The organism is Arthrobacter pasteuri (genome assembly GCF_054510955.1).
The window spans coordinates 82207-106883 of the sequence record NZ_JBTNDO010000001.1; the positions used below are offsets into that span (position 1 = coordinate 82207).

The window sequence follows — 24677 nt, forward strand, 5'->3', positions numbered from 1 at the left end:
GACCAGGTCCGCTTCCGGCAGGACCAACGGCAGGGCGCGGAGCAGTACACGCGAGACGCGCCAGGGACCTAGAGTCGGGTACGGGCTCGGTCCCTGGAAGAATCTTCGCCGGACGACGCGAAGTAAAACCCGTCGCCCACAACCCGAAGGAGAACGCTCGATGAATGACACAAGCATTTCCGCCAGCCGCACGATCGACGCACCGGCCGCCGCTATCTTCACGTTCCTTTCCAACCCGGCCCACCACGCGGCCCTGGATGGTTCCGGGATGGTGCAGTCGGACAGCAAGTCCGACCGCATCACCGGCGTGGGCCAGATGTTCACGATGAACCAGAACTGGGACAAGATGGGCGGCGACTACCAGACGGACAACCACGTGGTGGGTTATCACGAGAACAAGCTCCTCGCCTGGAAGACCGCGCCCGCGGGGGAGGAGCCCCCGGGCTGGGAATGGGTGTGGCGGTTCGAGACGGCCGGTCCCGGTTCCACCGAGGTGTCCGTCACGTACGACTGGTCCGGGGTCACTGACAAGGAGACCCTGAAGAAGCTCAGCTTTCCCGAGGTTTCGCAGGACGCCCTGGACTCGACACTGGCGAATCTTGCAGCGCAGGTGTCCGAGGCCTAAGTCTGCCCGACACGAGTAGTACGACGACGGCCGGCTCTCCTCTCTCAGGGGCCGGCCGCCGTCATTCCTGCACGCTTTGAAAGGGCGACCCGATCACCACGGGGGCGCTAGCGCCAGGTGCTTGATTTCGGGTTGCACGAAACGAGGCGTTTATCGACCTGATGGGGGAGTCGGGTCGGCAGCTGAACCAGGCCGGCATCGGCCGTAGCTACCGTGTGCTCGTGCCCGGTTCGGCGTCCTGGACTACCTCACCGGCCGTTCCCTCGGACGCGCCACCTTCTTCGTCGGGGCCGTCGGGGTCGTCGGGGTTCGTTTCGTCCTGGTCTGGTTCTTCGAGGTGTCCGACGGATTTTTCCTGCAGGAACTGGCACAGTGAGGCCGCCAAAAGCAGTTCTGCCGCCAGCCCGTGAAGTTCGGCTGCGGTGAGAGTTGTTTCGGCGTCGCACATCCCGAACGTGATCGACCACCGAGGGTCGCCGAGAGCTACGGGCTGCATGTAGATGCCTGTGCCGTCGTTGCGCAGCGGGACCGTCACGAGACCGGTGTCAGCGCCATCGAGACCGTCCTGCACAAGAACGGTGATCAGTGCACCACCCTCGCGGGTGGTTCGGAACTCCCGGACCCAAGCTTCCAGGGTTCGCCTACTTCGAAAGGGCATGCGCACTTCCTCTCCTCACTACGGAAGGCGCGCAGCAACGACACCAACCGGAACGTACATACGAAGCTTGCCGCCCAGAATCGACCAAGGTCTCCCTGAACAAGCGGCACCACAATGAATAGAGCATTCGGAGCGAACCCTATTCCGGATCCCCCGCTCATCATGGCGGAGACTTCCTCTCCAAGATCAGCACAGTCCTCCCGCTTTGCTTCGGCTTCTCCATGCCGGCACGCCACCAATCGGGACAGGCTGTTGCTGCTTAGAGGCGGTTGGGGGAGACGATCGCCGTCACGGCGAAGGCTGATCCGACGACCGCCGCCATGATGCCGAAGAGGCGCGCGTAGAGGGGCGTCGAGAGGAAGGACCGCGAGTAATCGGCGCCCATGGGGCGGTATTCCTTGATGGCAGATGCCATCCCGTCGGCGGTGCCGTTGATGTTCAGGCTCGCGCAAAGACCCAACAGGAAGAACAGGGTGCCCACGCCCACGAAAGCGAATCTCCGTGCTTCCGCGAGATCCATGACGAAGGTGACGAACAGCAGCACGAAGGCGAGGAAGATCAGAACGTACAGCGTCTTCGCGGGCTGCGGGAGCCTGCCGATGAAGGAGAACATGCGGCCAGCCTACGACGACGGGTGGGAGGTGGTCGCTCGGGTGCAGGCTGGGCTTAGGTGTCTCACCCGGTACGGACGACGATCCTCCTGCGGCACTGCTCCGTTGCGACTACATCACGTTCTCTCGTCGTCAGCCGCGTGCAGGCTTGTAGCTGCTTACGGTGGAGAGCATGCAGGCATCTGAAACTGTCCACGCGGAAAACCACCAGTTCATTGATGCACCGATCTACCGGGTCAACTTCTGGGAACAAGCCTCACCGCCGCGCGGCTGGATGCTCAATGCTTTTGTTCTCAGCGACGTCGAGGATCTGACGGGGATTCGATGCACCTTGCAGCTTTCGGCCCGACTTGAAGGAACGCTGTCCAACGAGTTCGTGGGACGATCCCTCAGCGGGAAGGGAAACGGCGCCGGGGCTATTAGCGGCTGCCCACGGATCGCAAGAATTCCCATGCTCTTGTACTCAAGACTCCGCGACACTCCGGCCGACGCCAAGAGTGCAGAATGCGACCGTTAGTGCACAGGGCCCACCCGCTGCGACGTTTCCCGAGGAGAGCGGATTGCAGGGAGCACTGAACAAAGTTGGGGGCCGGCGACCAGAATCCTGTATTCACCCTGGTAACTTCTCCGCTCTTAGCTACTACGATCAGCAGACACTCATCAGTTTCGGTTCGGGGGGACTATGGAAGCGACAGCAAAAAAGTGCGTCCAGTGGGGCATCGTCCTCATTGTGGCCGGCGGGTTCGTATTGGTGCTCCTTCCACAGCTGATCGGTCTGCTTGCAGAATCAGTGGGACCAACTGCCTCTATCGGAGTCGGACTGGTAGACATTGTTCTGACACTGGTTCGATGGGCGTTGATACCCATGGGGACAACCCTTATCGGCGCTGCCATCGTCATCCGAGCTTTGACGCCGGCAGTTCAGGATTCAAGGCAAGCTCACACCTGAGCTATGCGAATCATGCGACGTTCACCAGTCCTGGCGCTTACCGGGCTACTCGCCGGCCTCCTGATCACAGGATGCACCGCCGGGGACCTCGAAACGGAGTATCCGCCTCCGCCAGCCCCCACCGGTCCCGTGGTTTCAGCGGTTTCCGAGTCCATTTCGGGCACCTACACCGGAACGCACATCATCGAGCTCGGCGAACCGCCTGAGGACGCCAACCACATCCGTACTGATCTGACGTGTCTGAGCCCTGGAACCCTTACCCTGGACGATGGCTCAGTCGTGATCTGCCCGACCACCCCCGCCTCCACCAGCTCCATGACCTCATATCAGATTCTGCCCGGTCAGCACTCGGTCACGGTGTCTGCGGCCGAACCGAGCACGAAGTACACAGTCTCCGTCGTCTACGAAGACGGCGCATCCGTCACTTAACACCTGCACCCACACGCTCACCACTGCGACAAAGAGGAGCTCCGCCAGGGCAGCCGAAGTTGCGGGTGGGTACGCCTAGCTGTACTCACCGGAGAGGTTTATTGAGTAACCTGTCTGCCCCGACCGTGCACCGCTCTGGCGTTCGCTGGAGGTTCTCCGACCTCGTGAATTGGCTGCCGCGGGCCTGCTGGTTACGGCGATCCGCTCGATACGCGACACGGTGAACTATCCCCGCTCGCACGTAGCGTCTAATCAAACCGCACGAAAGCTCGGATGGATCCTCCAGCGAATTCGTCTGCCTGCTTGTAGCCGAGAGCTTCGTAGAACGCCTTCTGCTGTGGTTCGTCATCAGTGATGAGGACCTTCTGCCGCACGTGCGGGTACTGTTCGAGGGCTCGCTCAGCAAGAGCCCGTCCTAAGCCCCTCCTGTGGTGTGACGGCCGGACGAGGATGTCCTGGAGATAGCAGATCGAAGCACCGTCGGAGATCACGCGCGCCAGTCCGACAAGCATCTGACCGTCGCGGGCCGCCACGAGTGTCGACGATCCTTCGAGTGCTTTTCGGAGAGTGTCCGGATCCTTGGTGTAGGCACGCCACTCCACCGCGTTGTAGAGCGCGAGAACGTCGCTCAACGTTAGGTCCTGAGCCTCTACTATCTCGATCGTGGTCATGATTCATCGAAACACAGCGCAAGCTCTCGTCTGCATTCAGGGTCTCATCTACCGTCGCACCGACACCTTTGCTTGAACCACCTTGCGGGCACCGCATGCGCGATACAAGCATTACATTCGGTAAGTGTCTTTCTTCGGGTTTTCTGTGGTCGTGGCGGTTCTGCTGTCAATCGTGATTCCCGTGATCGTCGGAGCGGCCGTCAGCCGAGGTGACCGGAACGGTCGCGCGGTGGGCCGCCCGAACCCAGACACAAGGGCATTGTTCATAGTGAAGAATCGTCGCTGGCAGTCTGTCCTGTTCCGTGTGCTCGCCATCGTTTTCCTGGTTATCGGTGGTTTTTTTACGCTCGTCTCGGTCGTGGAATCCGAGACGATGGATGGGCCGGGTCCCCTTGTCGGTGCGGCCGGGATCACGGCGGCCGGAGCGCTCTTCGTCCTCCTGGCCATTGGAATCCGCCGGTTCCGGGTCGATGTATTCGACGACCACCTGACAGTCCGGCCCTGGTTTCGAGCGACGCGGGTCGTCGCACTGACCGAGATCGGGTCGGTCCGTCCGGCGCTCAACCATTTCGGGGGAGTCGACGTAAGAGACGTCAACGGCAAGATGCTCTTCACTGCGACCAAGATCAGCATCGGCTATGACGACATCGTCGCCTATCTGCAAGAACGATTCCCCCGGCAGCAGACCATCAAGCCCGACGTGCCTGGCGGCGTCGCATCCTGGCAGGGCGCAACCCTTCGAGCCGAGTCGCTCCCGCTTCCCCGCGGGCGCAAGGGCACCTTGGAGTCGGGCGTTCTCCTGACTGCTGGAGGGGTGGCCGCGCATATGTATACGAGGGAGATCGTCAACCTGCTCAATCACCGGGTTGGCATCGTGGAGTCCACCAACTCGGACCCCCTCGTTTTCCTGTGCTGGCCCGACTCGGGGTCGCCCACGTCGATCGTCTGGGAGTCCACCAAGGATTTACCGGCCGAATCGCTGGCCCTCCTCGCCGACCCCATGGACAGAGGCCCTGCCGCGGTGCTCACCGGAACCGAGCTCACCGACTTCTCGGAATGGATCACCGCCCTTCCCCGCTAACCCGGCCCGGTTGGACGCGTCCCATCCGAAGAGATGCGGCTCAGTTGCTCAGGGAGTTTGGTTCGGGTCGGCTTCCATGTGCCGTAAAGCCATACAGAAAGGCCGCCATTCAGCGCTGCGACTCACAGGCGGGGGAGTAGTGGTCTCTCGTCCCGGTGTCTTGCAACCCAACGGTTGCGAGACATTGGCACTGGACGGATCACGGCCGGGGCCTGGTCCGGGTCTATCAGGTTTTCAGCTGCCGCCGGCGGTGCAGTTTTCGAGAGGTTGTTGGTTCGGCAGGTGTCAGTCCAGGCAGGCGCGCACGATGCGCTCAACGACCGGCCGTACCGGCGCGTCGGGATCCACTGTGAGCCGATGCAGGACGAGTCCCTCCGAGGCGGCCATGAGTGCCCGGACGGCATCCGCTGGTCGAGCGGCCCCGACGCCCGCGAGAAGGTCTGTCGCCCATTCGACGTAGGCCGCCCGCTGCTGGAGTAGTGGTTCGAGCAGCTGGGAGTCATGGGCGCCCTCGAGAAACAGCGCGTAGCGCGCCCTGGTGCGACCTGCGAAGAGAGCCGTTTGGGCACTGATCAGGCTGGAGAGCGCGTCGATCAGCTGATCAGGGGTAGTGATTGTCGCAGTGGCTCCGGCATGGAAATCGTCGCGCTCACGCTCCGCAATCCAACCGACGACGCCCGCAACGAGGGCTTCTCTGGTGCGGAACCAATTCGAGGTGGATCCTCTTGGCAGGCCGGCTCGATCGTCCACGCGCGCATGGACGAGGGCGCGGATTCCCTGCTCGCCGACAAGGTCAAGGGCGGCATCCAGTGCACGCTCGCGGGTGGTGGTCACGGCGTCGATAGTACTCGTTTACTATCTCTGTAGTAACATCTGTACTACGGAAATAGTAATGTGTGATCATGGATGAACAGACGGAGGCCTCAGCCATCAGGGACCATACGGTGGCGGTTGCTGGGCTCGATATGCATGTGGTGGAGGCCGGGTCCGGGACACCGGTGCTGTTGCTCCACGGATTCCCCCAGAGTTCGCGCGAGTACGCCGCGGTGATGGCGGACCTCAGCCGGAGTGCTCGCGTGATCGCTCCCGACCTGCGGGGCGCCGGTCGGACGGACGCCCCGGCGGAGGGCTACGACGTCGACGCCCTGGTCTCAGACGTGATCGGGCTGCTGGACGCCCTGGGACTCGACCGGGTGGTTCTTGTGGCGCATGACTGGAGCGCATTGATCGGCTTCGAACTGTGTCTTCGTCATCCCGACCGGGTCAGCCGCTACGTGGCGATCGCAGTGCCCGCCCCCTACATCTGCATGACCCCGAAGCTCGCTGGTGCCATGATGCGCGCGATGCCTCACCTGTGGTTCCAGTGGGTGATTGCAATGCCAGGGCTCGGCCCGTGGCTGCTGTCACGCGGGCGTCAGCGGCTGGCGTATTGGCTGCTCCGGTCGTTCGAGGTACGGCCGATGCGGGACGACGACGTCGAGGCGTATGTCGCCGCGTTGCGTGACCCGGCCCGGGCGCGGGCGGCATCGAAGCTCTATCGGCGGGTGATACTTCCCGGGTTCATGAGGATCCTGCGCGGAACTTACCGCGGGCGGGTTCTGCTCACACCTACCCTCGTATTGTTCGGCGCTGAGGACAAGCTGTTACCACGCGACGCGCTCGGTGTCTCTCCTGAGGACGCACCCGACCTGACCGTCGAGTTCCTCCCCGGCGGCGCGCACTTCCTCGTGGACGACAATCCTGCCGAGGTCACCCGCCGCCTCCGCGCATTCGCCGAGCTGCCCGCGCGCTGACGGCTACTGATCTGGAGCAACCGGGATGTCTCATCCTGCTGTCTCGTGTCCCATCGGTTGCGAGACAAGCCTTGTGCCGGATGTAACTGGCCTTCGTGCTTGATCGTTGGCTTGTACCGCTCCGCGTCAGGAGTGGTGAATGACATCCACCACTACTGATGATCGCCACGCACGACCGACTCCCATCGAGTGGGTGCTCTGTGTTCTTGTCTAGGGGTGGGGTGCGGTGGCGGTGAGTTCGTCGAGGATGAAACGTGCCATGCCCGCCCGAGCACGGATCAGGTCGTGCAGTTCGGCTGTGACAGGTCCCTCCAGTTCGCGGGGGAACAGGGCGGACAGGCCGCTTTGGAAGGCCATGGAGATCGCGAAGCCCCGCCGGACCAGGGCCGGGGAAAGGGACATTCCTGCATCCAAAAGTCCGTCGAGGTATGCGCTCAGGCAGGCGGGAGCGAGCATGGCCATGGTAGGGCCGTCCAGGAGTCCTTCGTTGGCGCGTCCGGCCAGTAATTGGCCTAGATCGAAGCCGGCCGTGGTTGTTCCGAAGCTGCCCCAGTCGAGGGCGACCGTTCCGGTCCTGGTCTGCAGCATGTTCTGCGGGCAGGCGTCCCCGTGAGCTCTCGTCCTGGGAAGCGTTGCCGCCTCGGCCAGCAGGGAAGGGATGTAGTCGACGAAGATGAGCATGTCCTGTTCGAGGTGAGGGTCGATCGTGCCGTCGAAGGCGGGGTGGGAGTGCAGGATTCCCGAGCGGAGCATTGGAAGGAAGACGTGCTCGCCCGGTCCCGTGACGAAGTCCGCAATGTCCCGCCCTGTTCCCATTGGAGCTCCCGGGACACCTGCCAGGTATCCCAGCAGGTACGCAACCTGCGTGTAGCAGTCGTTGTTCCAGTCCCTGGCCCGATCCGTTCGAACGTCCTCCATCCAAATGCCGGCGCTGTCCTCATCCAGGTCCTCGATGAGGTACATGTCAGGGAGCCGTAATCCTGCCGGAAGGAAATTCGCCAGATCACTCCGGTAGACCTCCACCTCGGTGCGCCACGGAACGTGCGCCACGAGGTAGCCCCGCATGTCCACCGGGATGGCGTCGATGCCTGCCCATCGCAGGGGAGTATGGACCACTTTCAATACGGCGTGGAAACGTCTCGTTCCGCGCTCATCCATGGCGGTACCCGCCAAGCGCCACAACCCCCCGGTGGTCATGCTGGACAGCGGCACCCCGAACGGTACGAGCTCGTGCTGCAGTACCCGGACCGGCCGGTCAGCATGTGCTGCTGACGCTGCTACCCGTTCAACAGTGGACAGAGGAACCTCGACGTCCTGCACACCATCAGTGTCCGCTCGAACATGGGAGCGGACAAGAGCAACACCGGGCGGGCCAAGGTCAGGGGAACGACACCGGTTGCGCTTGGTGCTCCTGTGGAAGGTTCGATTGGACTGGCCTTGGTGGTCGGCCTGATGCCCAGACGTAGGTGCCGGTGGCGACGACGACGCCGCCTGCGATGTACATCCACCATGGGAATCCGGGAACATCGGGGGCTTCACCTGCCGCGTCGACGTCGGCCTGGGGTGTGGGCGTGATGCGTTCACCGGTGACCAGGATGCGGTGGCTGTTGATACCGAGCGGGGTGCAGGTGACGAGGGTCATCAGATCCCTGCCCGGCTGGATGAGCAGGCTCTCGGTGTCCTCGGGCTCGACGACGAGGGTCCCGACGACGCGGTACGCGAGGGTCTTACCGAAGACCTCGATGGTGAACGTGTCGTCGACTTCGACCTCGTTCAGTTTGGAGAAGAGCTCGGACGTCGCGAGGCCGCGATGTCCGGTGATGACCGAGTGGGTCGACAGTCCCCCGACGGGAAGCGCCGTACCCTCGAGGTGGCCGATCCCGCGCTCGAGCACGGTATTGCTGGTGCCGTGGTAGATGGGCAGGTCGAGGGTGATCGCGGGGATCCTGATCCGCGCCATCAGGCCTTCGGAATCGCCCCGGAGCATGGCGCCATACGTCAGGGTGCTGTCGGCGCCGGGATCCTTCGCCAGGGGAAGGCGCTCATTCGCAGCGACATCGGCGCCGCCCCCACCCAGACTTTGGTTGTAGGCACGTGCTTCGGCGAGTCTTTTGCGCAGCGTGTCCGCACCCAGATCATTGATGTCCTGGGTGAGCTTGTCGATCTCGCGTGACTGCTCGACGGAGCTGAACCAGGCGGCCGCAGCGGGATACAGGAGGAGGGCTGCACCGGCGATGATCGCCATCGCGACCACCAGGGAGAGCATGGGCAGCCGCCAACCCGACCGTCCTGCCAGGTCGTGGTGCAGGGGAGTCAATGTCCGCTCGGTGGAGGAGTCCATGGGTGCTTTCTCTGGGACACGCGAAGGCGGGGCGCCGTCCTGACGCCCCGCCTTCGAGTTCATGCCGTTAGATTACGCGGTGACCGGAGCCGTCGAAGCACGACGCCGCGCGGCGACGATCGCCGTCCCGAGGGCGATGGAAATCAGGCCGATTCCGCCGACTGTGAACCACAGGGCACCGTCGCCACCCGTGAGAGGGAGCGCGAAGGCCGGAACCTGGTCGTGCTCGAACTCGACGTAGTTCTGGACCGGAGCGGTGATCGAGCTCGGACCGGCGACGACCTGCGTCTGGACCTGGTTCGGCGCGGGGATCTGGAAGCCACCCGGAGGCGTGATCTCGCGTACGTAGTAGTTCCCCGGCGTGATGATGGGGATCGCGACGAAACCATTCGCCCCGGTCGTCCAGTTCTGGAGGCCGTCGATGAATACGGCATTCTGGCCCAGGTTGGCGTCGTTCTGGTTGAGGAACACCTGGTACACGGCACCTGCGAGAGGTGTCCGCACTCCGTTCTCGCCCTGGAAAGCGAAGACCGTGAGCTGGCCGATTGGGGTGCTGCCGGTCACCGTCTCCGTGGCACCGTTCACGATGCTCGACGCCGTGTTCGTGATGATGCCGTTGGAGGGGATCGTCACCGCGCGGCTCAGGACGGTCAGGGTGACATCCCCCGCGGGCAGCGCCCTGAGGCGGGTCAGGCCCGCCGGCGTGAAGGTCGCCGTGAGCGTGCGTGACGCCTCGTCATACACGAGCGTGTACTCCGTCCCCTCGACGAAGTTCTGGGTGGCACCGGCTGCGTTGGCGACCCGCACACTGGTCGGGGCGACGCCTGTCGGACCGGCCGCAAGGTACTCGAGCTGCTCGGGCAGTGTGTCGGACAGGACGAACGTGTCGAGGGCGTCGCCCGCGGCAAGGGTCGGCACATTGGACCTGATCGCCCAGCGGATGAGGTCCGGGTTCCGGGCCTCGACCGAGTTGGCCGGAGCCGGCACGCGGGTCTTCGTCAGGTCGGTCACCGCGTTCTTCGGGTAGGCGTGGACATCGTAGATCCACTGGTTCGACGGCGCTCCACCGGGGCCGGTCGGGAAGGGCAGCGTCACGAGGAACGGCGCCGCCGGGTTGGTGGCTCCTGCGGGCAGCACCGTCTCGGTCACGAGGTACAGCCCGATGGGCAGGGTGTTGAAGACCGCGACGCCGTCGGAGCCCGTCGTCCCCGTGAAGGTGTCAGCGACGGTCACGCGGGAGGCTGCTGTCGCCGGGGTCAGCGCGGACACCTGGTTCCAGCCATCCGGCGTGGTGAGGTCCACACCCTGGACCAGCGCAGCGGTGAACGTGGCGCCGGCCAGGGGCGTGCCCGGGACGGTGACCTCCTGGCCGGTGCCGATGTTCTGGCCGTTCTCAGGACCGAGGGCGAACTTGTGGATGGTCAGGGTGCGGGCCTGGTTCGGGTCGATGTTGCCTGCCTGGGTGACGGCGGTTGCCGGTGAGACGGCGACGAATGCTGCCGCTGCGCTCAGCGCCAGCACGCCGACAGCGGCGGAGAGCCGCCGGAGGATGGGAATGGACACGTGTTATCTCCTATGGAAGTGGTACGAGGGTGAGACCGGTTGACGAACATGAAAGAGCAGGAACGGGGAAATGGAGGGGGAGTGGGCGCATCAGCGGAAGGCGCCTCGCATTCGTCGACGCCTGTTCCACACCATGAGGACGAGGGCCGCGACGAGCAGCACTCCACCTCCGATGTAGAACGCGTCGGCGCTGGTGCCGCCGGTGAGCGGCAGGGTGGTCGGCTCCACCGGGGCATTGACGAAGCGGTAGAGCGCCGTCTGACCCGCTGGTGGAGCGGTGATGGTTCGCGAGGCCACCGGAACCCATGTCGAGCCGGACAGCCGCTCGAGACGAAGTTCCTGGTAGGCGAGTTTCCGGGTCGGGTCCGTGGCCGCCTCCGAAAGCGTGTAGCCATGGCCCGGGCGCACGTCGAAGGTGTTCGTAGGGTTGCCCGACGCAACGTATTCGGCGCCGGGCCGCGTTTCTGTCGGCAGGACCCCGCCGGCCAGGACGGCCGGTGTTGCCGTGACCGTCCAGTCCTGGGCCCGGAACCCCGGCCGCGGGTCGATGACCTGCTTGAGCAGGGTGAGGGCCGCCGTCGCATTCGTCACGGTGCAGGTGATCGAGGCGCCGGATGTCGGGGTGATGTCTCCCGCCGCGGTGACAGTGACGGTGGCACCCGTGGCGGTGCTGCACTGCCAGGCGCCGGTCTGCACGTAGGTGGAAGGGCCACCGCTCTCTGCCAGACGGTAGGTGACGCCGGGGGTCACGGGCACGTTCGAGGCCGCCCCCGATCCGGAGCGTCCGGAAGGGCCGGGCAGCGCGCTGCTGGGGCCCATGGCGCTGAGGGTCCAGTCCGTCGGCAGTGCGGAGCCGAACGCCACATCCTTCACGAGCGTCAGGAATGCGGTAGGCCGATTCACAAGTGCGCATTCGATCGTCGCACCGGGAGCTATGCCGGTGAGGCTGGCGCTGATGGCCTGCCCGGCCGGAGCGTTGGCCGGAGCGAAAGTGGTCGGGACGGCAGTACCGTTCACCGTGCAGGAGCCGCTGACGAAGGCGAAACCCTCCTGCTGGACCTCCGAGACGACGACCGTTGCCCGTGACGCCGTCGACCCGTAGAGCACCTGCCAGCTAGCTTGGCCGGCAGCATCGGTCTGCTGTCTGGGCACATCACTCGGGAGGGCGGTCGCGGAACCTGTTGTCGCCATCGCCGTCGTGCCCACGGTCCAGTCGACGCCGGGACGAGTCAGGCCCGAGGCCTCTCGGATGGTCTTCGTGATCCGCACGCTTGAGGCCGCAACAGGACCTGGGGAGTTGACGAATGTGCAGTTCACATTCACGCCCAGACCACTTGGCATCGTGACGGTGCCTGTCGGGGTGGTACCGGCGCTCAATCGCACGCCGTTTGCCCAGCAGTCGTAGGAGGTTCTGTAGCTGCTGAGCGCGGAGCCGGAGTTAGCGGCCATGGCCTCGGAGATGGTGATCGTGCTCCCGGCCGAAGCGGGGAAGGGGCCCAGCTGCTCGGTCTGCCGACCGGTCGTAGCACCGGAGGTGGTTGCCGTGGCGATTGTCGCCAGTGGCGATCCTGTCGCGGCCGTCAGGGTGAATTGATCGCTGGGGGCCTGGCGTGCCACCACGTTCTTCTGCACGGTGATGGTCGAGGGCGTCGTGCAGCCTGCGAGGTCGGTGGAATTCACGGCGACGCGGGGGGTGCCCGGTACACGGCGTCCCGTGTTGGCGTCGAACTCGTAGGCGCTGCCGGCGTTACCGAGGTAGAGGGTACCGCGTGGCGAGAACGCCACGCCGTTGGCGGCGGCGAAGGGTGCGTCCGTGCCGGTCAACGTTTTCGGCGTCGACGTGCCCACCGCCAGCGTGCCACCGTTCGCGGCAGCGAGCGTGGCCCTGGCGATCGTGTAGATCGTCGCGGTAGTCGTGGTGTCGGTCGCAGGCGCGCCTACAACGTACAGGTTACCAACGGCGTCGAAAGCCATGTCTCCGTTCGCCGATGCAGTGGCGGCGGTGAACGAGCCCACGTAGGCGAAGCGGGAGGCGGTGGGGTTCGTCTCGGTGAAGCTCCAGATGTGGAACTGCCCACTGTTGAACTTACCGAAGAGATAGCGGCCGCTGGAGAGGTCGACGGCGCCGGCAACGATGGTGCCCGGTACCTCCGTACCGTTGGTGGTCCTGGTCGTGTAGGCCGTGCCGGTCAGTTTCTCGAAACCGCCGTTGGATGTCCACTTGAGAACGGACAGCACGTCGCTTCCGTCAGTTGACCGGTCGAGCGCGTAGGCGACGCTCCCACCTGCGCCGACGCCGAGGGCGTTCGCTGATGAAACGCTCGTCCAGGTTCCGATGGCGGCAGGAGAACCTCCTGCTGTGATGTCCGCTTGCTCCAGTGCACCGGTGGCCTGGATCGAGTAGAAGTGATTTGTGTCGCAGAACAGGCGCACAGGCTGCGCGGTGTTCGTGAAGGTGCAGGTGACCTCGGCTCCCACGTCACCGGGCATGGTGATCGCAGCCGATCCGCCGGATCCGGATGCGATGACGGTACCGGACCGAGTGCACTCGTAACTGTTCGAGTAGCCGATACCGGCATTGTTGGTCGATGCTTCGGAGATCGTGTAGGTGGAGCCGGGCTGGACCACCGAGCGGGAGATCTGCGCGGTCTGGATGCCGGTGGCTGTACCGGTGGTCGTGGCCGATGCCAGGATGGTGGCCCCCGTTCGCAGTGACAGGGTGAACTGATCGGCGGGCGTCGCGCGTGACGGCAAGTTCTTGCGCACCGTGATCGTCGTCGCGGGCTCGATGGTCAGGTCGATGGCAGGCGAGGCGACGAGTCCCGTAGGGGCCACGGTGCCGCTGGAGTACGTTCCGGGATCGGCGGCAACCACATCGACGAGAATGGTGCACGAGGTCGCACCCGCGGCGAGGTCCCCGCCGACAGCGGTGATGGAGCCCGAACCTGCTGCGGCAGTGACGCTAAAGGGAACACCCGTGACGTTCGCGCACGTCCCGGCGACCGGAGAGTTCGAGGCGACCCTCAGGCCCTGCGGCAGCGTCGTGGAAAACCGCCAGTCGGCTTTCAGCAGCTGATCCGCGGTGTTGGTGATCGTATAGGTCAGGGTAGTCGGGACCGTCGCTGTGGATTGGGCCGGTACGGCGACGTCGAGGGCGGGCGTGACGTCGAGGACGCGGATGTCGTCTACGCCGAACCCACTGCCCGTACCCGTCACGGTGTTCGTGAGCTGCACCCTGGCAGCGGAGATCTGCGCGGGGGTAAGGAGCGCGGTGTTCGACCCGTTGTAGGTTGCTGCACGGACGGAGGTTGACCAGGCGGGGTCGACGATGCCGGAAATGGTGCCAAGGGTCCGAAGCGGCGGAGAGGTGTAGTAGACGTTGCCCGTGCTGGTGCACGGCACCACGGGGGCCGGGAACCCTGTCAGGAGGGTCGTGGTATCCGAGACGAGGTTCAAGGACAGGGACGCATTGTTCGTGCCACACCGCGTGCCCACGGCACTGAACCCGAGGGCGTAGTACCGGGCATCAGGGGCCGTCACGCCGATTCCCGCCGCGGACTGGAGAACCGTCGTACCACCCAGGACTGTGGCGTAGGGCAGTGAGACGAGAGCGTGGTTGACCTGTGTGCTGGTGGTCGAGCCATTCGCGGGGGACGCGGCGGACGAGGAGCCGGACACACCTGCCTGTACCTGGCCGAGCACATCCGCCATGCGTCGGACATCACGCGCCGCGAGGGACGATTGGCCCAAACCGTTCTGCTGGGTCGGACAAAACGCGGTATTGGGGAAGGGCGCCACATAGTTGAGAAGCACTCCCGTGCAGCTTGTTCCGCTCACCCATCCCGGAGATGCCGTGTACTTGCCGCCGGAGTAGGAGGGAAGCCCGCTGGCGGTGTTCGTCAGTCCCTGCTCGAAGGACTCGGCCCATACCTGGCGGGGCCCCTCGGGAATCCCTGCGGCCGCGACACCGGCCACAGCGAAAGTTCGGAACTCGTCTGCCGTCTCGGCCTCCGCCGGTGGTGCGCGATCGGATTCAGTCGGAGGTTCATCGCCCCGCACGTCGTGATCCGTGGCGGTGGCCGGCTCAGAAGGCGAAATAGGTTCCACGACGTGGGAGGGGGCGGAGGTGAGGGGCTCCGGTTCGTCCGGAACCGGCTCTTGGGCAACGCTCGGCTGGGCCGACGGCTGCTTGGCAGCCGGTGTCGGCATCGGAACGGAGGTGGAGGGCGTGGAGGGCTCGTCCACACCCTCGGTGGCCTCGGGCGGCGACGAAGATTCCGCCGGAACAGGAATCGAACTCGCCTCAGCAGGTAACGCGGCGACAGCAGGCCCCCACCCGCACACCCCGACCACGAGGGCGACCGCCGCCGCAACAACGCACACACCGCGCCGCGCTCGCGATTGGGCAACGACGGGCCTGGGGCCGTTCAAACGATTCAACTGGGCAGCGCGCCTTCCGATGACGTGGCGGTACATGCCGGCCACCACGACAACGATTCTGGGCACGCCGGAGAAGGCGTTGAAAACCAGTGAAAGTGAGACCGAGACAATATGAAACCCCCACGGGCACGATAGAAACCCGTCGACGGAACGAGCAAGGCACAAACCGATCTTGCGGTAACCCTGTGGATTACCTGAGGTTCGGTCCGACAAGGGTGGCCTTTTCGAAGAGACGCATGGTGGGCGTAGTGGCCCGCACCTTGGTTGTCAGGGTTTGCTGGCGGCAGTAGAGCGTTGCACGGCTTCACCAAAAGGGTCGGGCTGCCTCTTCAGTGGCGCTCTCTTTTGCCCGGCGCAGGGGGCACGCATGGACGCTGAGCTCGTTGCTCATACCTGGGGAACGGAGACGGTCCTTGAAATTGATGGTCCTCCTGCTGGCCAGTCATACGACGTCGTCCTGATACGAGAGGACGGGCAGGAGTTGCTGTCCGGGACTTTCCTTGGAACAGATCGAACCATCACGTGCCGTATGAACGCAGCTGTCCTGCGTGAGGACCTGGCTCGATCGCAGATCCGCGATGCGGAGGGAGCAGCCATCGCCTTATCCGACGTACCACGGATCTAGTTGAGGTGCGCCAGCTGAGGAGAGTCGTCGAACGACGATGGTCACAGTCCCAGTGTGGTTTTTGGTGTGGGATGGCAGGTTAGGAATGACAAGCTAGGGCTTGCCAAATATCAAACCGGGCCCTGAATGATCGACCCGCGACCGTTCCACCAGCCGGCCACTAACCCGGAGCGCAGCCTATTCAATTCGCGTCTTGAAAGAGGATCCCTTGGCGATCATGGAAAAGCGCTACGGCGGCCAGTAGGGTAGTCGTCCCGTTTTCTCAGAATGCGTTGACAGGTGAGTGGTGGGTCCTATGTCAGTCTGCTCGTTCGAACCGGTCGATTGCGAGGTTGGCGACTGCGGCGGGGGCGTCGTCGGTGATGAAATGCGCTGCGCCGTCGACGTAGGCGGACTCGACGCGATCGGCGTACCGCTGCGGATTGCGGCAGGTACGTTTCATGAGTTCCTCGGTCCAGGGTCGGTCGCGGCGGCCGAAGACGACGAGGGTCGGCATCGTGAGCCGCTGGCGGCTGTAGACGCCGCTGGTCAGACGTGCGGCTTCGGGCAGGATCATGCGGCGGGTGAGTGGACGCACCGCACTGTCGATGTCGGGGGGGGGCGCATCGGGGCGAGGTGGGTTTCAATGACCGGCTCTGGCATCGGGTGGGCAACGTACTCCTCGAGTGGAACCAACGTGGGAAGAGAACCAGGGCCGGTATGGCCGCTGCCGCGGAAAATGGGTGGAAAGCTGGCCGACGGGAAGTAACTGCCGATCGTGCAAAGGTCAGGCGCGCCAGGCACCTCAAGGCGCAGGGTTTCGCTCCTGCCGATATTGGGAAGATCATGGGCGCCAGCCGGGCGACGGTGTATCGCTATCTCCGCATGGGACAAATGGAGGTGCCTTGGGAACTGCGTCCGCCCCCGGTTCGCCGCCCCGCTAACATCCCTGCTCAAAGCCCTGAGTCTTACCCTTCATCGCGTTCCGCCGGGTGAAATCTCTCCGAGCTCGTTCTCGTCAGTGCTGGGCTCGGATGCTGGACCGCGATTCTGCGTACAGGGTGCTTTCCGCGGCGACGAGCAGTCCGGCCACCGTCGTCACCAGGGCCAGTGCCGCTAGCGGGGCCAATGGTGAGGCCGCTGGTATGAGTAGCAGGAGGATTACCGCCCCACCCAGGCGCCATTTCTTCCAGCCACCGCCTACGCGTCGCCAGAACGCTGCACTGCCGAGCAGGTAGAGGGCTGCGCCCCCGAAGAGGGCGAAGCTGCCGAGCGCACCGAAGTTCTCGGTCTCGTATACATGGGCGAGGACATCCTCTACCCCAAGGGCGGTGAGGACGATTCCGGCTACGAGGGGCAGATGGAGGTAGGTGTAGGCATCGACTGCGGCTGAGGACCGTTCAGCTCCGCGCAGGGCGGCGAATCGGTGCTCGGCGGCGATGGCTGTGACGTCGAAGTGCAGCCACCAGAGACAGATCGATAGGGCCACCCCGAGCACTGCGCCGGCCAGAATGGCAATGCTCACCGGTTCCTGTGAGGCCCCCACTCCGATCGCGACGATCGATTCGCCAAGCGCCAGGATGACGACGAGGCCGTACCGTTCCGTCCAGTGGGCGGCTGAGTGGACGCGCCAGTCGCCCTTGGTGGACGTGAGGTAGGTGATCCCCGCATCGACGCCGACTCCGGCCAGCCAGAACCAGGTCTGCGCCGCTCCACCCACGAGGGCGCCGGTCAGGATGAGCACTGAGCCGAGGATCATTCCGCCGGCAGTCTTGGCGACTTGTCGGCGGAGCGGATGATCATCGCCCGCCGCGTAGGCGTAGAGGGTCACGTGCAGCACGCGGACGACGACGTACGCCAAGGCCAGCACGAGGGGTCCGCTGAGACCACCGTCGAGGTCATGGAAGGCCTCGGGGATTGCGAGGGACGCGATGAACATGGCGACCATGACGGCGGACAGGCCGAACCGCATGATCCCCTCATCGACGTGGGTCTGGTTCGAAAGCCACGAGAAGGAAACCCAGGACCACCACAGCAGGGTCAGGATGATCATGCCTTGCAGGACTCCGAAGAACGAGTGCTCGTGCGCCATGAAACCGGTGACCTGCGTGAAGGCGAAGACGAAGACCAGATCGAAGAAGAGCTCGAAAGTGGTGACCCGGTGTGATTCGTCGGACACCCGGGCGGCAGAGAGAGCTTTCCTTGGCTGTGGCATAGCACCAAGGATAAATGTCATCAGGCGCCCAACCCGGTACCCGCTCTCGCAACGTCTCAAGGGGGTCGGTTTCGCCCTGCAAACTGTCTCGCAACTCACTTCTCCGTCATAAAACACCGCCCACTCTCACGAGACAGGGTAGTAAGACAGGAAAGGACCAGTAGTGGCGGGGGAGTAGTGGTCTCTCGTCCGGGTGTCTGGCAACCGATCCTGTGGGTTTTACTGTTGACGATTGGTGCAGTGCGGCCCTGTGTCGGTCAAAGACACGTGGGCGGATATTCGTTGGTCAGCTTCGGTGGTTGATGACGGCGAAGGAACCGGCGCCGGTAATGAACAGGGTCCCCATGAGCAGAGTCATGATCATCGGTGGTTCGGCGCCGAATCCGATGGCGAGCGTGGCGATGCCGATCAGCGGGAGGGACACCAGGCCGACGACAGCTAACGCGCGGGTGAGGAGTGTGTCCTCGCGTTCGTCTCCGGTTTGGGTCCACGCCCGTTCGAAGGTCGTGGCACGTTCCGGCCGGCGAAGTACTCGCCATGCCATGATCAGGGCTGCGGCGATGCCGATTCCGAGTCCGACCACGAACCCGGGGATCATGGCGCCCGGGGCGTGCTCGCGGAGTAGCACCACGGTGATGGTTACCAGGCCGAGGATCACTCCCAGGATCCCGAGGGCCACTATGTTGCGGTGAGCACGCTTGTCAGTCTGCATGGAATATCTCCTCTAGTGGGCGGTGGAAGTAGCGGGCGATGGCGATCGCCAGGGGCAGGGACGGATCGTAGCGACCCGTCTCGATCGAGTTGACGGTCTGCCTGGAAACCTCGAGGATCTCGGCTAGCTCCCGCTGGGACATGCCGGTCTTGGCGCGAAGATCGCGGATGTTGTTCTGCACGCCACCCCTCATGTAAAAGACGCTTGTCCTGGCAAGGGTCCTTTACGTGCAGGTGGTTGTCAATCACCCTGATCCTTCAGTCGTTGCGCGGGGCGGAAGCGGCCTAACACGGGTAGCTAGGCTCAGAAAGGTCCGAGACGAGTACTTTCGAGACGAGATGCGTTGGGACAGGTTTTCGACACAAGACCAGGCCAAGCACCTTGGGGGAGTGGCTGCTCGTGACTCGGCTCGTCTCAGTGCCTTGTAAAGCTTTAGGTTTTCGAGACGGCATGGGCAATCTTGGCGCGACGCGTTTTGCAGAGTGCGTCTCCCTGGTTTGGGCGAGCAGCCGTTCGGCGTGCGTCCGCCGCTGGTGAAAGTATCACATCGGCCCTCCTGGGCCTGGTCCTGCCCACCAGGGACTCGGGTGACCGGTCCCGCCGCGGCCACCCCTGTTGTCATCTTTGCCGCAACGCAGGCATCGTCTATAGAGGCTCCCGTCTTCAGTGTGTTCGAGGTGCCACCTGTGGCTGATGTTCAGCTTGCACAACAGAGCCTTGAACATAACTTGCCCTCTTTCAGGGTCACGCAATTCACTCGACTATCTAATAGTGCTCCTGATGCGGAGCGGCGTAGATACCTTGGCGCCTCCGGGGAGGGCGTTATGCCGTGAGTGTGCGCCCGCGCGCAAGAGCACCGCTGCGTCCGAGACGGTTTGCAGGCGTGGAGGTTCAGTGGAAGGTGGAGTTCGGGTCCGTGGTGGGGGCTGCGGTAGACGACCGAACCACGATGCCGATAGGGAGCTCGGTTAGCTCAGGTGGCGAGCCGCTACCGCCTGGTTGTGGCTCGGCGAGTTCATCGAGGAGAACTTGTGCTGCTCGCGTCCCTTGTTCCTGGACGAACTGGTCGATGGTGGTCAGTCCGAAAATCAGGCCGAGTGGGTGTTTGTCGACGCCGATGACGGACAGCTGTTCGGGGACGTGGAGCCCGAGGTCACGAGCTGCGAGGATCACGCCGATGGCCATCTCGTCGGAGGCGCAGCAGATCGCGGTCGGACGGTTGTGCGGGTCGGCGAGCAGGGACTTCGCCACCGTGTATGCGCTGTTCGCGGTGTAGTCGCTGATGACCGACCATGCGGCTCGTTGCTCGAGACCGGCTGCTTCCATCGCCGTGCGGTAACCCTCTCGCCGGGATCGCGAGATATGGAAGTAGAGATTGGACTCCTGCTCACCGCCGATGTGTGCAATCCGGGTGTGGCCGAGACTGATGAGGTGCTCTGTTGCGAGGCGCCCGATGGCGTGTTCGTCGACGGTCAACGAAGCCATGCCAGGAAGCGCGCCGCCGATACTGACGACAGGAATACCCAGTGAGAGGAGTCTAGTGGCGTCGTCGTCGGTGAGCCGAAGGCCGACCGTGATCACACCGTCGAGCCGTTTCCTCAAGAGGAAATCATTCAGGACGCTTTGGCGGTGCCGATCACCCTGGAAGTCGTACAGGGTGAGGTCGTAGCCGGCATCGATGAGTTGACGCGTGAGACCTTCGAGAACGGTCGAGAAGTACCAGCGGTTCACGTAGGGAAGGACGACACCGATGTTGCGGCTGCGGCCCGTGGCGAGACTGGACGCGTGGTAGGAGACCTGGAAACCGAGGTCGGCGGCTGCGGCCCGGACCCGGACGCGGGTCTTTTCGGACACGCTTCCGCGTCCGCTCAGTGCACGCGACGCAGTCGCCTGCGAGACGCCGGCGGCGAGTGCCACATCCTTGATGCCCAGTACGGCCACGTTCCCTCCCGGTCGTCACTGCCCGCGACCGCGACGTGGACTCACTTGAATCGCAGCCAAACGCACTGCTCGTGGACCAGTATATGGCTCGTCCGGGACGTGCTCTCGGTGACGTCGATACTGTCGAGGATCACGTCGAACGGGGGAAGAGGAACGTCCTGGGTTCCAAGGTTCAGAAGCACCAGTACGTCACGATTCACGAACGCGATGACGTCATCGTCGAAGCCGTCGTGCCAGGAGAAGGATCCGGAGCCCAGCCGAAGGGCTTTTCTTTGATCGAGTGCTGCACGGTAGAGGGACAGGGTTGAGCGAGGATCGCCCTGTTGCGCAGAGCGGGCGTAGTCGCTCCACTTCGCCGGTTGCGGAAGCCACGAGACGCCGGTGTCGTTGAAACCGGCAGTGGGGCCATCCTGCGTCCATGGGAGGGGGATCCGGCACCCATCCCGGCCAAGACGCGCGCCGGACGTTCGACCAAAGGTCGGGTCCTGCCGCACGTCCTCGGGAAGTTCCGTGTGGTCGGGAAGGCCTAATTCTTCGCCCTGGTAGAGGTAGGCTCCGCCGGGGAGGGCGAGCATGAGCATCGCTGCAGCGCGAGCCATGACAAGACCCCGTTGGGTGTCGGGTTGGGCATCGTCGGGGCCGATTCCGTCGCCTTCTCGAATGCCCTCGGGCTGCCCTCCGTTGGGGTAACCGAACCGAGTCGCATGCCGCACGACGTCGTGATTGGAGAGAACCCAGGTGGTAGGCGCATCGACGGCATCGAAGCCCCGCAGTGAGGACTCGATCACCGACCGAAGCGGTTCTGGCTCCCATCTCGTGCCGAGGAAGTTGAAGTTGAAAGCCTGCTGCATCTGGTCAGGACGGACCCACTCCACAAGTCGTTCCACCGGGGAGATCGACGCTTCGGCGCACAGCACGCGTTCTCCGTCATATTCGCGCAGAATTGCGTTCCAACGTCGGTAGATGTCGTGCAGCTCGGGCTGCCCGAACATGGGCGCCTCGTGCCCGGGAAACCCTTCAATGCTTCCGCCATCAGCTCGTCCGCCCCAGTCCGGCAGGTCCGGATGCTTCACCAGCGCATGAGCCACATCGACCCGGAATCCGGCGACACCGCGGTCAAGCCAGAACCGGAGCGTTTGTTCGAATTCCTCCTGTACGACGGGGGAGTGCCAGTTGAAGTCAGGTTGCGAAGAGTCGAAAAGGTGTAGGTACCACTGGCCCGGACTGCCATCGGGCTCGATGACCCGTGTCCAGGCGGAACCGCCGAAATGCGACTGCCAGTTGTTCGGCGGTAATTCACCAGAGTCTCCCTTGCCGTCGCGGAAGATGAACACATCCCGCTCGGCGCTTCCCGGTTCGGCGGCGAGGGCGGTACGGAACAGCGCGTGTTCAGAAGAGCAGTGATTGGGGACCAGATCGACGATGACGCGGAGACCGACTTCACGGGCTCGGGCGATCAGGGTGTCGAAGTCATCGAGCGTGCCGAACATGGGATCGACGTCGCGGTAGTCGCTGACGTCGTATCCGCCGTCGCGCTGCGGCGATGGATAGAAGGGCGACAGCCAGATCGCGTCGACGTCGAGGTCCTGGATGCTCGCCAGTTCTGCCGTGATTCCCTGGAGGTCTCCTTCCCCGTCGTTATTCGCATCGCGGAACGAGCGGGGGTAGATCTGGTAGATCACAGAAGACCGCCACCATTCATCACTGCGACGCGACTCCTCGTTCGACAAGTGGACTAGAGCAGAGCGGACGGGTTCGTGCAGGGCGGTAGCGGCAACCTTCGACATGGTGGCAAGTGTACCGAAAACAGCCCTATAGTGGAACCGCTTCCAACCGGGACAAGTGATTACCAGTCGATGCCACAGGCGCAGCGCGTGGTGTTCGAGGAAGGCGCAAGGGATGACCAACAAATCCACACCTGGACCAAAAATCGCTGGTGAGCTTCGGGAGACAGCCCGGGGCCAGTGGGACGCCCAGCGCGGCGGGGGGGCTGGGTCGCTCGAAGGCGCCGGTTTCACCGACCTATCGATGGTGCCTCACCATGACGGATCCGCGCTGTACGTCTCCAACCTCGCTCCGGGTATCGGTGACACGGTGTCGGTGTTCCTGCGGGTACCACGGGCTAGCGGAGTGACCCGGGCGATGCTGCGCACCTACATTGATGGCGAGCAGGCCCTGACGGAGACGACGATCGATCGGGAGACTGAGCACGAGGTATGGCTGCGGGGCCAGTTTCGGGTCGAGAATCCAGTAGTGAATTACCGGTGGCTGCTCGACGGGATACCGGGGGGCTACCAGTGGTTGAACGGGGAGGGGATCCACGCCCGAGACGTCACCGACGCCGCTGACTTCCGAATCACAACCCACCCAGCCCCACCGGCATGGGCAGCCGACGCCGTCCTCTACCAGATCTTCCCGGACAGATTCGCCAAGTCCGTCGAACGCCCCGCGCCGGAATGGGCGATCCCCCAGCAGTGGGACGACCCGGTGATCGGCTCCGGCCCGGAAACCCCGTTCCAGTACTACGGGGGAGACCTCGACGGCATCACCGCCCATCTAGACCACATCGCTTCGACAGGAGCGAACACCGTCTACCTGACGCCGATCTTCCCCGCGCGGTCCAACCACCGCTACGACGCCTCCACATTCGACGAAGTCGACCCATTGCTCGGCGGAAACGCGGCCCTAGTCCGGCTCACGGAGGCGGTTCATGCACGCGGCATGCGCATCATGGGTGACCTGACAACGAACCACTGCGGCGCGGCACACGAGTGGTTCCAGCAAGCCATCGCCGACGCGGACTCACCCGAAGCCGGTTACTTCACCTTCACCCATCACCCCGACCAGTACGTGTGCTGGTTCGGGCATCCCTCGCTGCCCAAGTTCGACCACAGTAGCCAAGCGCTGCGACGAGCCCTGTACGAAGGGCCTGACTCCACCGTGGCGAAATGGATCGGTGAACATGCTCTCGACGGGTGGCGCATCGACGTCGCGAACATGACCGGCCGGCTCGGCACCACGGACCTCAACCACATGGTTGCGACCACACTCCGCGCAACCATGGCCGAAGCAAACCCCGAATCGCTGCTCCTGGCAGAACACTCCCACGACGCCTCCGGCGACATGCTCGGCGACGGCTGGCACGGCGTCATGGACTACGCCGGTTTTTCCCGCCCCCTGTGGCAATGGCTCAGACGACCGCAGCCGGTGCGCTTCGAGTCAGGGCCCTTCACACCCATGCCCACCTTCGGCGCGACATCCATGGTCCCAACGATGCGCAGCTTCAGCGCGGCACGTCCCTGGCGTGCGACAGCGCACGCGCTCACCCTGATCGGTTCACACGACGTGCCGAGGATCGCCGAATACTTGGACCGGAACGAGGACTTGATCACCGTCGCGTTCGGGCTCCTGGCCTCCATGCCCGGTATTCCCATGCTTTGGGCTGGCGACGAAATCGGCCTGGAAGGTTTCAATGGAGAGGACGGGCGCCGCCCATTCCCCTGGCATGAACCCACCCAGTGGGACACGGCGCGCCTTGCCACCACTCGGGCCCTGTTCAACGCCCGCGCCGACAGGGTGGCGTTGCGCCACGGAGGCCTCCGCTGGCTCGGATTCAGCAACGACGCCGTCACCTTCCTGCGTGAGGCGCCGGGCGAAAGCGTACTGATCCACGCCGCCCGCGCCGCTCACACGCCCGTCAGGCTATCCAGTGCAGTCCTCGGGCGGAACCTGACCGGCCTCGCCGGCACGCCCAACCTCCACGCCGACGCCGACGGCACCTTCACGCTCCCCGCTCACGGTCCAGCCTTCTCGATGTGGATCAGCAGCTCATAACCCAATGCCCATCAACGCCCTATCGAATGCCAGCGTGAAATCAGGGTTGCCGAGGTGGGCACCATCAAAGGCCACTCCTCCGCCTCAGGGCGGACGCGAAGTATGCGCTGGTAGCTGCTGAGCAACGACCTCCGGCGCACGCACCCCCTTCCTGTCGCGCCTGCCGGGCCAGGCCCAACCCGACCTTTGCCTCGAGGCAATTTGGGAGCG

The 24677-nt window shown here is 64.1% G+C and carries 20 protein-coding genes; 6 read left to right on the plus strand and 14 right to left on the minus strand.

Annotated elements, in window-relative coordinates:
- Window positions 1–160 precede the first annotated feature (160 nt).
- Window positions 161–625, plus strand: coding sequence for an SRPBCC family protein (locus ACX80H_RS00450; protein ID WP_459310473.1), 465 nt, complete (start codon window positions 161–163; stop codon window positions 623–625).
- A 208-nt stretch (window positions 626–833) separates the two neighbouring features.
- On the opposite strand, the gene ACX80H_RS00455 is transcribed toward ACX80H_RS00450, so the two are convergent.
- Window positions 834–1283 carry a hypothetical protein gene (locus ACX80H_RS00455; protein WP_459310474.1) on the minus strand — a complete coding sequence of 150 codons (450 nt, stop codon included), beginning with the start codon at window positions 1281–1283 and terminating at the stop codon, window positions 834–836.
- A 259-nt stretch (window positions 1284–1542) separates the two neighbouring features.
- The gene (locus ACX80H_RS00460; protein ID WP_459310475.1) at window positions 1543–1896 is read right to left on the minus strand and encodes a hypothetical protein; all 354 of its coding nucleotides are present in this window, start codon (window positions 1894–1896) and stop codon (window positions 1543–1545) included.
- Between the two features lie 170 nt (window positions 1897–2066).
- Between ACX80H_RS00460 and ACX80H_RS00465 the strand changes: the two genes are divergently transcribed.
- Complete coding sequence (locus ACX80H_RS00465) at window positions 2067–2411, plus strand: hypothetical protein (protein WP_459310476.1); 345 nt, start codon at window positions 2067–2069, stop codon at window positions 2409–2411.
- Window positions 2412–3520: 1109 nt separating this feature from the next.
- Here ACX80H_RS00465 and ACX80H_RS00470 read toward each other — a convergent pair.
- Window positions 3521–3943 (minus strand): GNAT family N-acetyltransferase, encoded by a 423-nt coding sequence (locus ACX80H_RS00470; protein ID WP_459310477.1) that lies wholly within the window; start codon window positions 3941–3943, stop codon window positions 3521–3523.
- Window positions 3944–4211: 268 nt separating this feature from the next.
- On the opposite strand from ACX80H_RS00470, the gene ACX80H_RS00475 reads away from it, so the two are divergent.
- Window positions 4212–5024: a hypothetical protein gene (locus ACX80H_RS00475; RefSeq protein WP_459310478.1), complete on the plus strand. Its 813-nt coding sequence runs from the start codon at window positions 4212–4214 to the stop codon at window positions 5022–5024.
- A 285-nt stretch (window positions 5025–5309) separates the two neighbouring features.
- Here ACX80H_RS00475 and ACX80H_RS00480 read toward each other — a convergent pair whose 3' ends face one another.
- Entirely contained in the window at window positions 5310–5858 is a 549-nt protein-coding gene (locus ACX80H_RS00480; protein WP_459310479.1) for a TetR/AcrR family transcriptional regulator, read from the minus strand.
- Between the two features lie 68 nt (window positions 5859–5926).
- Between ACX80H_RS00480 and ACX80H_RS00485 the strand changes: the two genes are divergently transcribed.
- Entirely contained in the window at window positions 5927–6817 is an 891-nt protein-coding gene (locus tag ACX80H_RS00485) for an alpha/beta fold hydrolase (protein WP_459310480.1), read from the plus strand.
- 210 nt (window positions 6818–7027) lie between these two features.
- Here ACX80H_RS00485 and ACX80H_RS00490 read toward each other — a convergent pair whose 3' ends face one another.
- The 5 genes from ACX80H_RS00490 to ACX80H_RS00510 all read right to left on the minus strand — a co-directional run bounded on the left by ACX80H_RS00490 (window position 7028) and on the right by ACX80H_RS00510 (window position 16363).
- Entirely contained in the window at window positions 7028–7975 is a 948-nt protein-coding gene (locus ACX80H_RS00490) for a phosphotransferase (RefSeq protein ID WP_459310481.1), read from the minus strand.
- 220 nt (window positions 7976–8195) lie between these two features.
- The gene (locus ACX80H_RS00495) at window positions 8196–9158 is read right to left on the minus strand and encodes a class C sortase (RefSeq protein WP_459310482.1); all 963 of its coding nucleotides are present in this window, start codon (window positions 9156–9158) and stop codon (window positions 8196–8198) included.
- A gap of 72 nt (window positions 9159–9230) precedes the next feature.
- A complete protein-coding gene (locus ACX80H_RS00500; protein ID WP_459310483.1) occupies window positions 9231–10721 on the minus strand; it encodes a SpaH/EbpB family LPXTG-anchored major pilin in 1491 nt (496 codons plus the stop codon).
- 90 nt (window positions 10722–10811) lie between these two features.
- On the minus strand, window positions 10812–14696 hold the full coding sequence (locus tag ACX80H_RS00505; protein ID WP_459310484.1) for a DUF7933 domain-containing protein: 3885 nt from the start codon (window positions 14694–14696) through the stop codon (window positions 10812–10814).
- Window positions 14697–16084: 1388 nt separating this feature from the next.
- The gene (locus ACX80H_RS00510; protein ID WP_459310485.1) at window positions 16085–16363 is read right to left on the minus strand and encodes an alpha/beta fold hydrolase; all 279 of its coding nucleotides are present in this window, start codon (window positions 16361–16363) and stop codon (window positions 16085–16087) included.
- 122 nt (window positions 16364–16485) lie between these two features.
- On the opposite strand from ACX80H_RS00510, the gene ACX80H_RS00515 reads away from it, so the two are divergent.
- Window positions 16486–16761: a terminase gpP N-terminus-related DNA-binding protein gene (locus tag ACX80H_RS00515; RefSeq protein ID WP_459310486.1), complete on the plus strand. Its 276-nt coding sequence runs from the start codon at window positions 16486–16488 to the stop codon at window positions 16759–16761.
- A gap of 22 nt (window positions 16762–16783) precedes the next feature.
- On the opposite strand, the gene ACX80H_RS00520 is transcribed toward ACX80H_RS00515, so the two are convergent.
- From ACX80H_RS00520 to ACX80H_RS00540, 5 genes are all read right to left on the minus strand, one after another.
- Window positions 16784–17980 (minus strand): low temperature requirement protein A, encoded by a 1197-nt coding sequence (locus tag ACX80H_RS00520; protein ID WP_459310487.1) that lies wholly within the window; start codon window positions 17978–17980, stop codon window positions 16784–16786.
- A gap of 286 nt (window positions 17981–18266) precedes the next feature.
- Window positions 18267–18692 (minus strand): hypothetical protein, encoded by a 426-nt coding sequence (locus ACX80H_RS00525; protein WP_459310488.1) that lies wholly within the window; start codon window positions 18690–18692, stop codon window positions 18267–18269.
- A complete protein-coding gene (locus tag ACX80H_RS00530; protein WP_459310489.1) occupies window positions 18682–18873 on the minus strand; it encodes a helix-turn-helix transcriptional regulator in 192 nt (63 codons plus the stop codon). Before ACX80H_RS00530 ends, ACX80H_RS00525 begins: the two co-directional genes overlap by 11 nt.
- Window positions 18874–19583: 710 nt before the next feature.
- Complete coding sequence (locus ACX80H_RS00535) at window positions 19584–20633, minus strand: LacI family DNA-binding transcriptional regulator (RefSeq protein ID WP_459310490.1); 1050 nt, start codon at window positions 20631–20633, stop codon at window positions 19584–19586.
- A gap of 41 nt (window positions 20634–20674) precedes the next feature.
- The gene (locus ACX80H_RS00540) at window positions 20675–22420 is read right to left on the minus strand and encodes a glycoside hydrolase family 13 protein (protein ID WP_459313329.1); all 1746 of its coding nucleotides are present in this window, start codon (window positions 22418–22420) and stop codon (window positions 20675–20677) included.
- 112 nt (window positions 22421–22532) lie between these two features.
- Here ACX80H_RS00540 and ACX80H_RS00545 point away from each other — a divergent pair, with 112 nt between their 5' ends.
- Window positions 22533–24467, plus strand: a complete 1935-nt coding sequence (locus ACX80H_RS00545) for a glycoside hydrolase family 13 protein (protein WP_459310491.1) — start codon at window positions 22533–22535, stop codon at window positions 24465–24467.
- The last annotated feature ends 210 nt before the right edge of the window (window positions 24468–24677 follow it).

Bases quoted from the DNA above. Each gene is read 5' to 3' on its own strand.
- ACX80H_RS00470 (WP_459310477.1), bottom strand. From the start codon at position 3,943: ATGACCACGATCGAGATAGTAGAGGCTCAGGACCTAACGTTGAGCGAC.
- ACX80H_RS00545 (WP_459310491.1), top strand. From the start codon at position 22,533: ATGACCAACAAATCCACACCTGGACCAAAAATCGCTGGTGAGCTTCGG.
- ACX80H_RS00460 (WP_459310475.1), bottom strand. From the start codon at position 1,896: ATGTTCTCCTTCATCGGCAGGCTCCCGCAGCCCGCGAAGACGCTGTAC.
- ACX80H_RS00540 (WP_459313329.1), bottom strand. From the start codon at position 22,420: ATGTCGAAGGTTGCCGCTACCGCCCTGCACGAACCCGTCCGCTCTGCT.
- ACX80H_RS00525 (WP_459310488.1), bottom strand. From the start codon at position 18,692: ATGCAGACTGACAAGCGTGCTCACCGCAACATAGTGGCCCTCGGGATC.
- ACX80H_RS00495 (WP_459310482.1), bottom strand. From the start codon at position 9,158: ATGGACTCCTCCACCGAGCGGACATTGACTCCCCTGCACCACGACCTG.
- ACX80H_RS00465 (WP_459310476.1), top strand. From the start codon at position 2,067: ATGCAGGCATCTGAAACTGTCCACGCGGAAAACCACCAGTTCATTGAT.
- ACX80H_RS00520 (WP_459310487.1), bottom strand. From the start codon at position 17,980: ATGCCACAGCCAAGGAAAGCTCTCTCTGCCGCCCGGGTGTCCGACGAA.
- ACX80H_RS00490 (WP_459310481.1), bottom strand. From the start codon at position 7,975: ATGGATGAGCGCGGAACGAGACGTTTCCACGCCGTATTGAAAGTGGTC.
- ACX80H_RS00515 (WP_459310486.1), top strand. From the start codon at position 16,486: ATGGCCGCTGCCGCGGAAAATGGGTGGAAAGCTGGCCGACGGGAAGTA.
- ACX80H_RS00455 (WP_459310474.1), bottom strand. From the start codon at position 1,283: ATGCCCTTTCGAAGTAGGCGAACCCTGGAAGCTTGGGTCCGGGAGTTC.
- ACX80H_RS00485 (WP_459310480.1), top strand. From the start codon at position 5,927: ATGGATGAACAGACGGAGGCCTCAGCCATCAGGGACCATACGGTGGCG.
- ACX80H_RS00450 (WP_459310473.1), top strand. From the start codon at position 161: ATGAATGACACAAGCATTTCCGCCAGCCGCACGATCGACGCACCGGCC.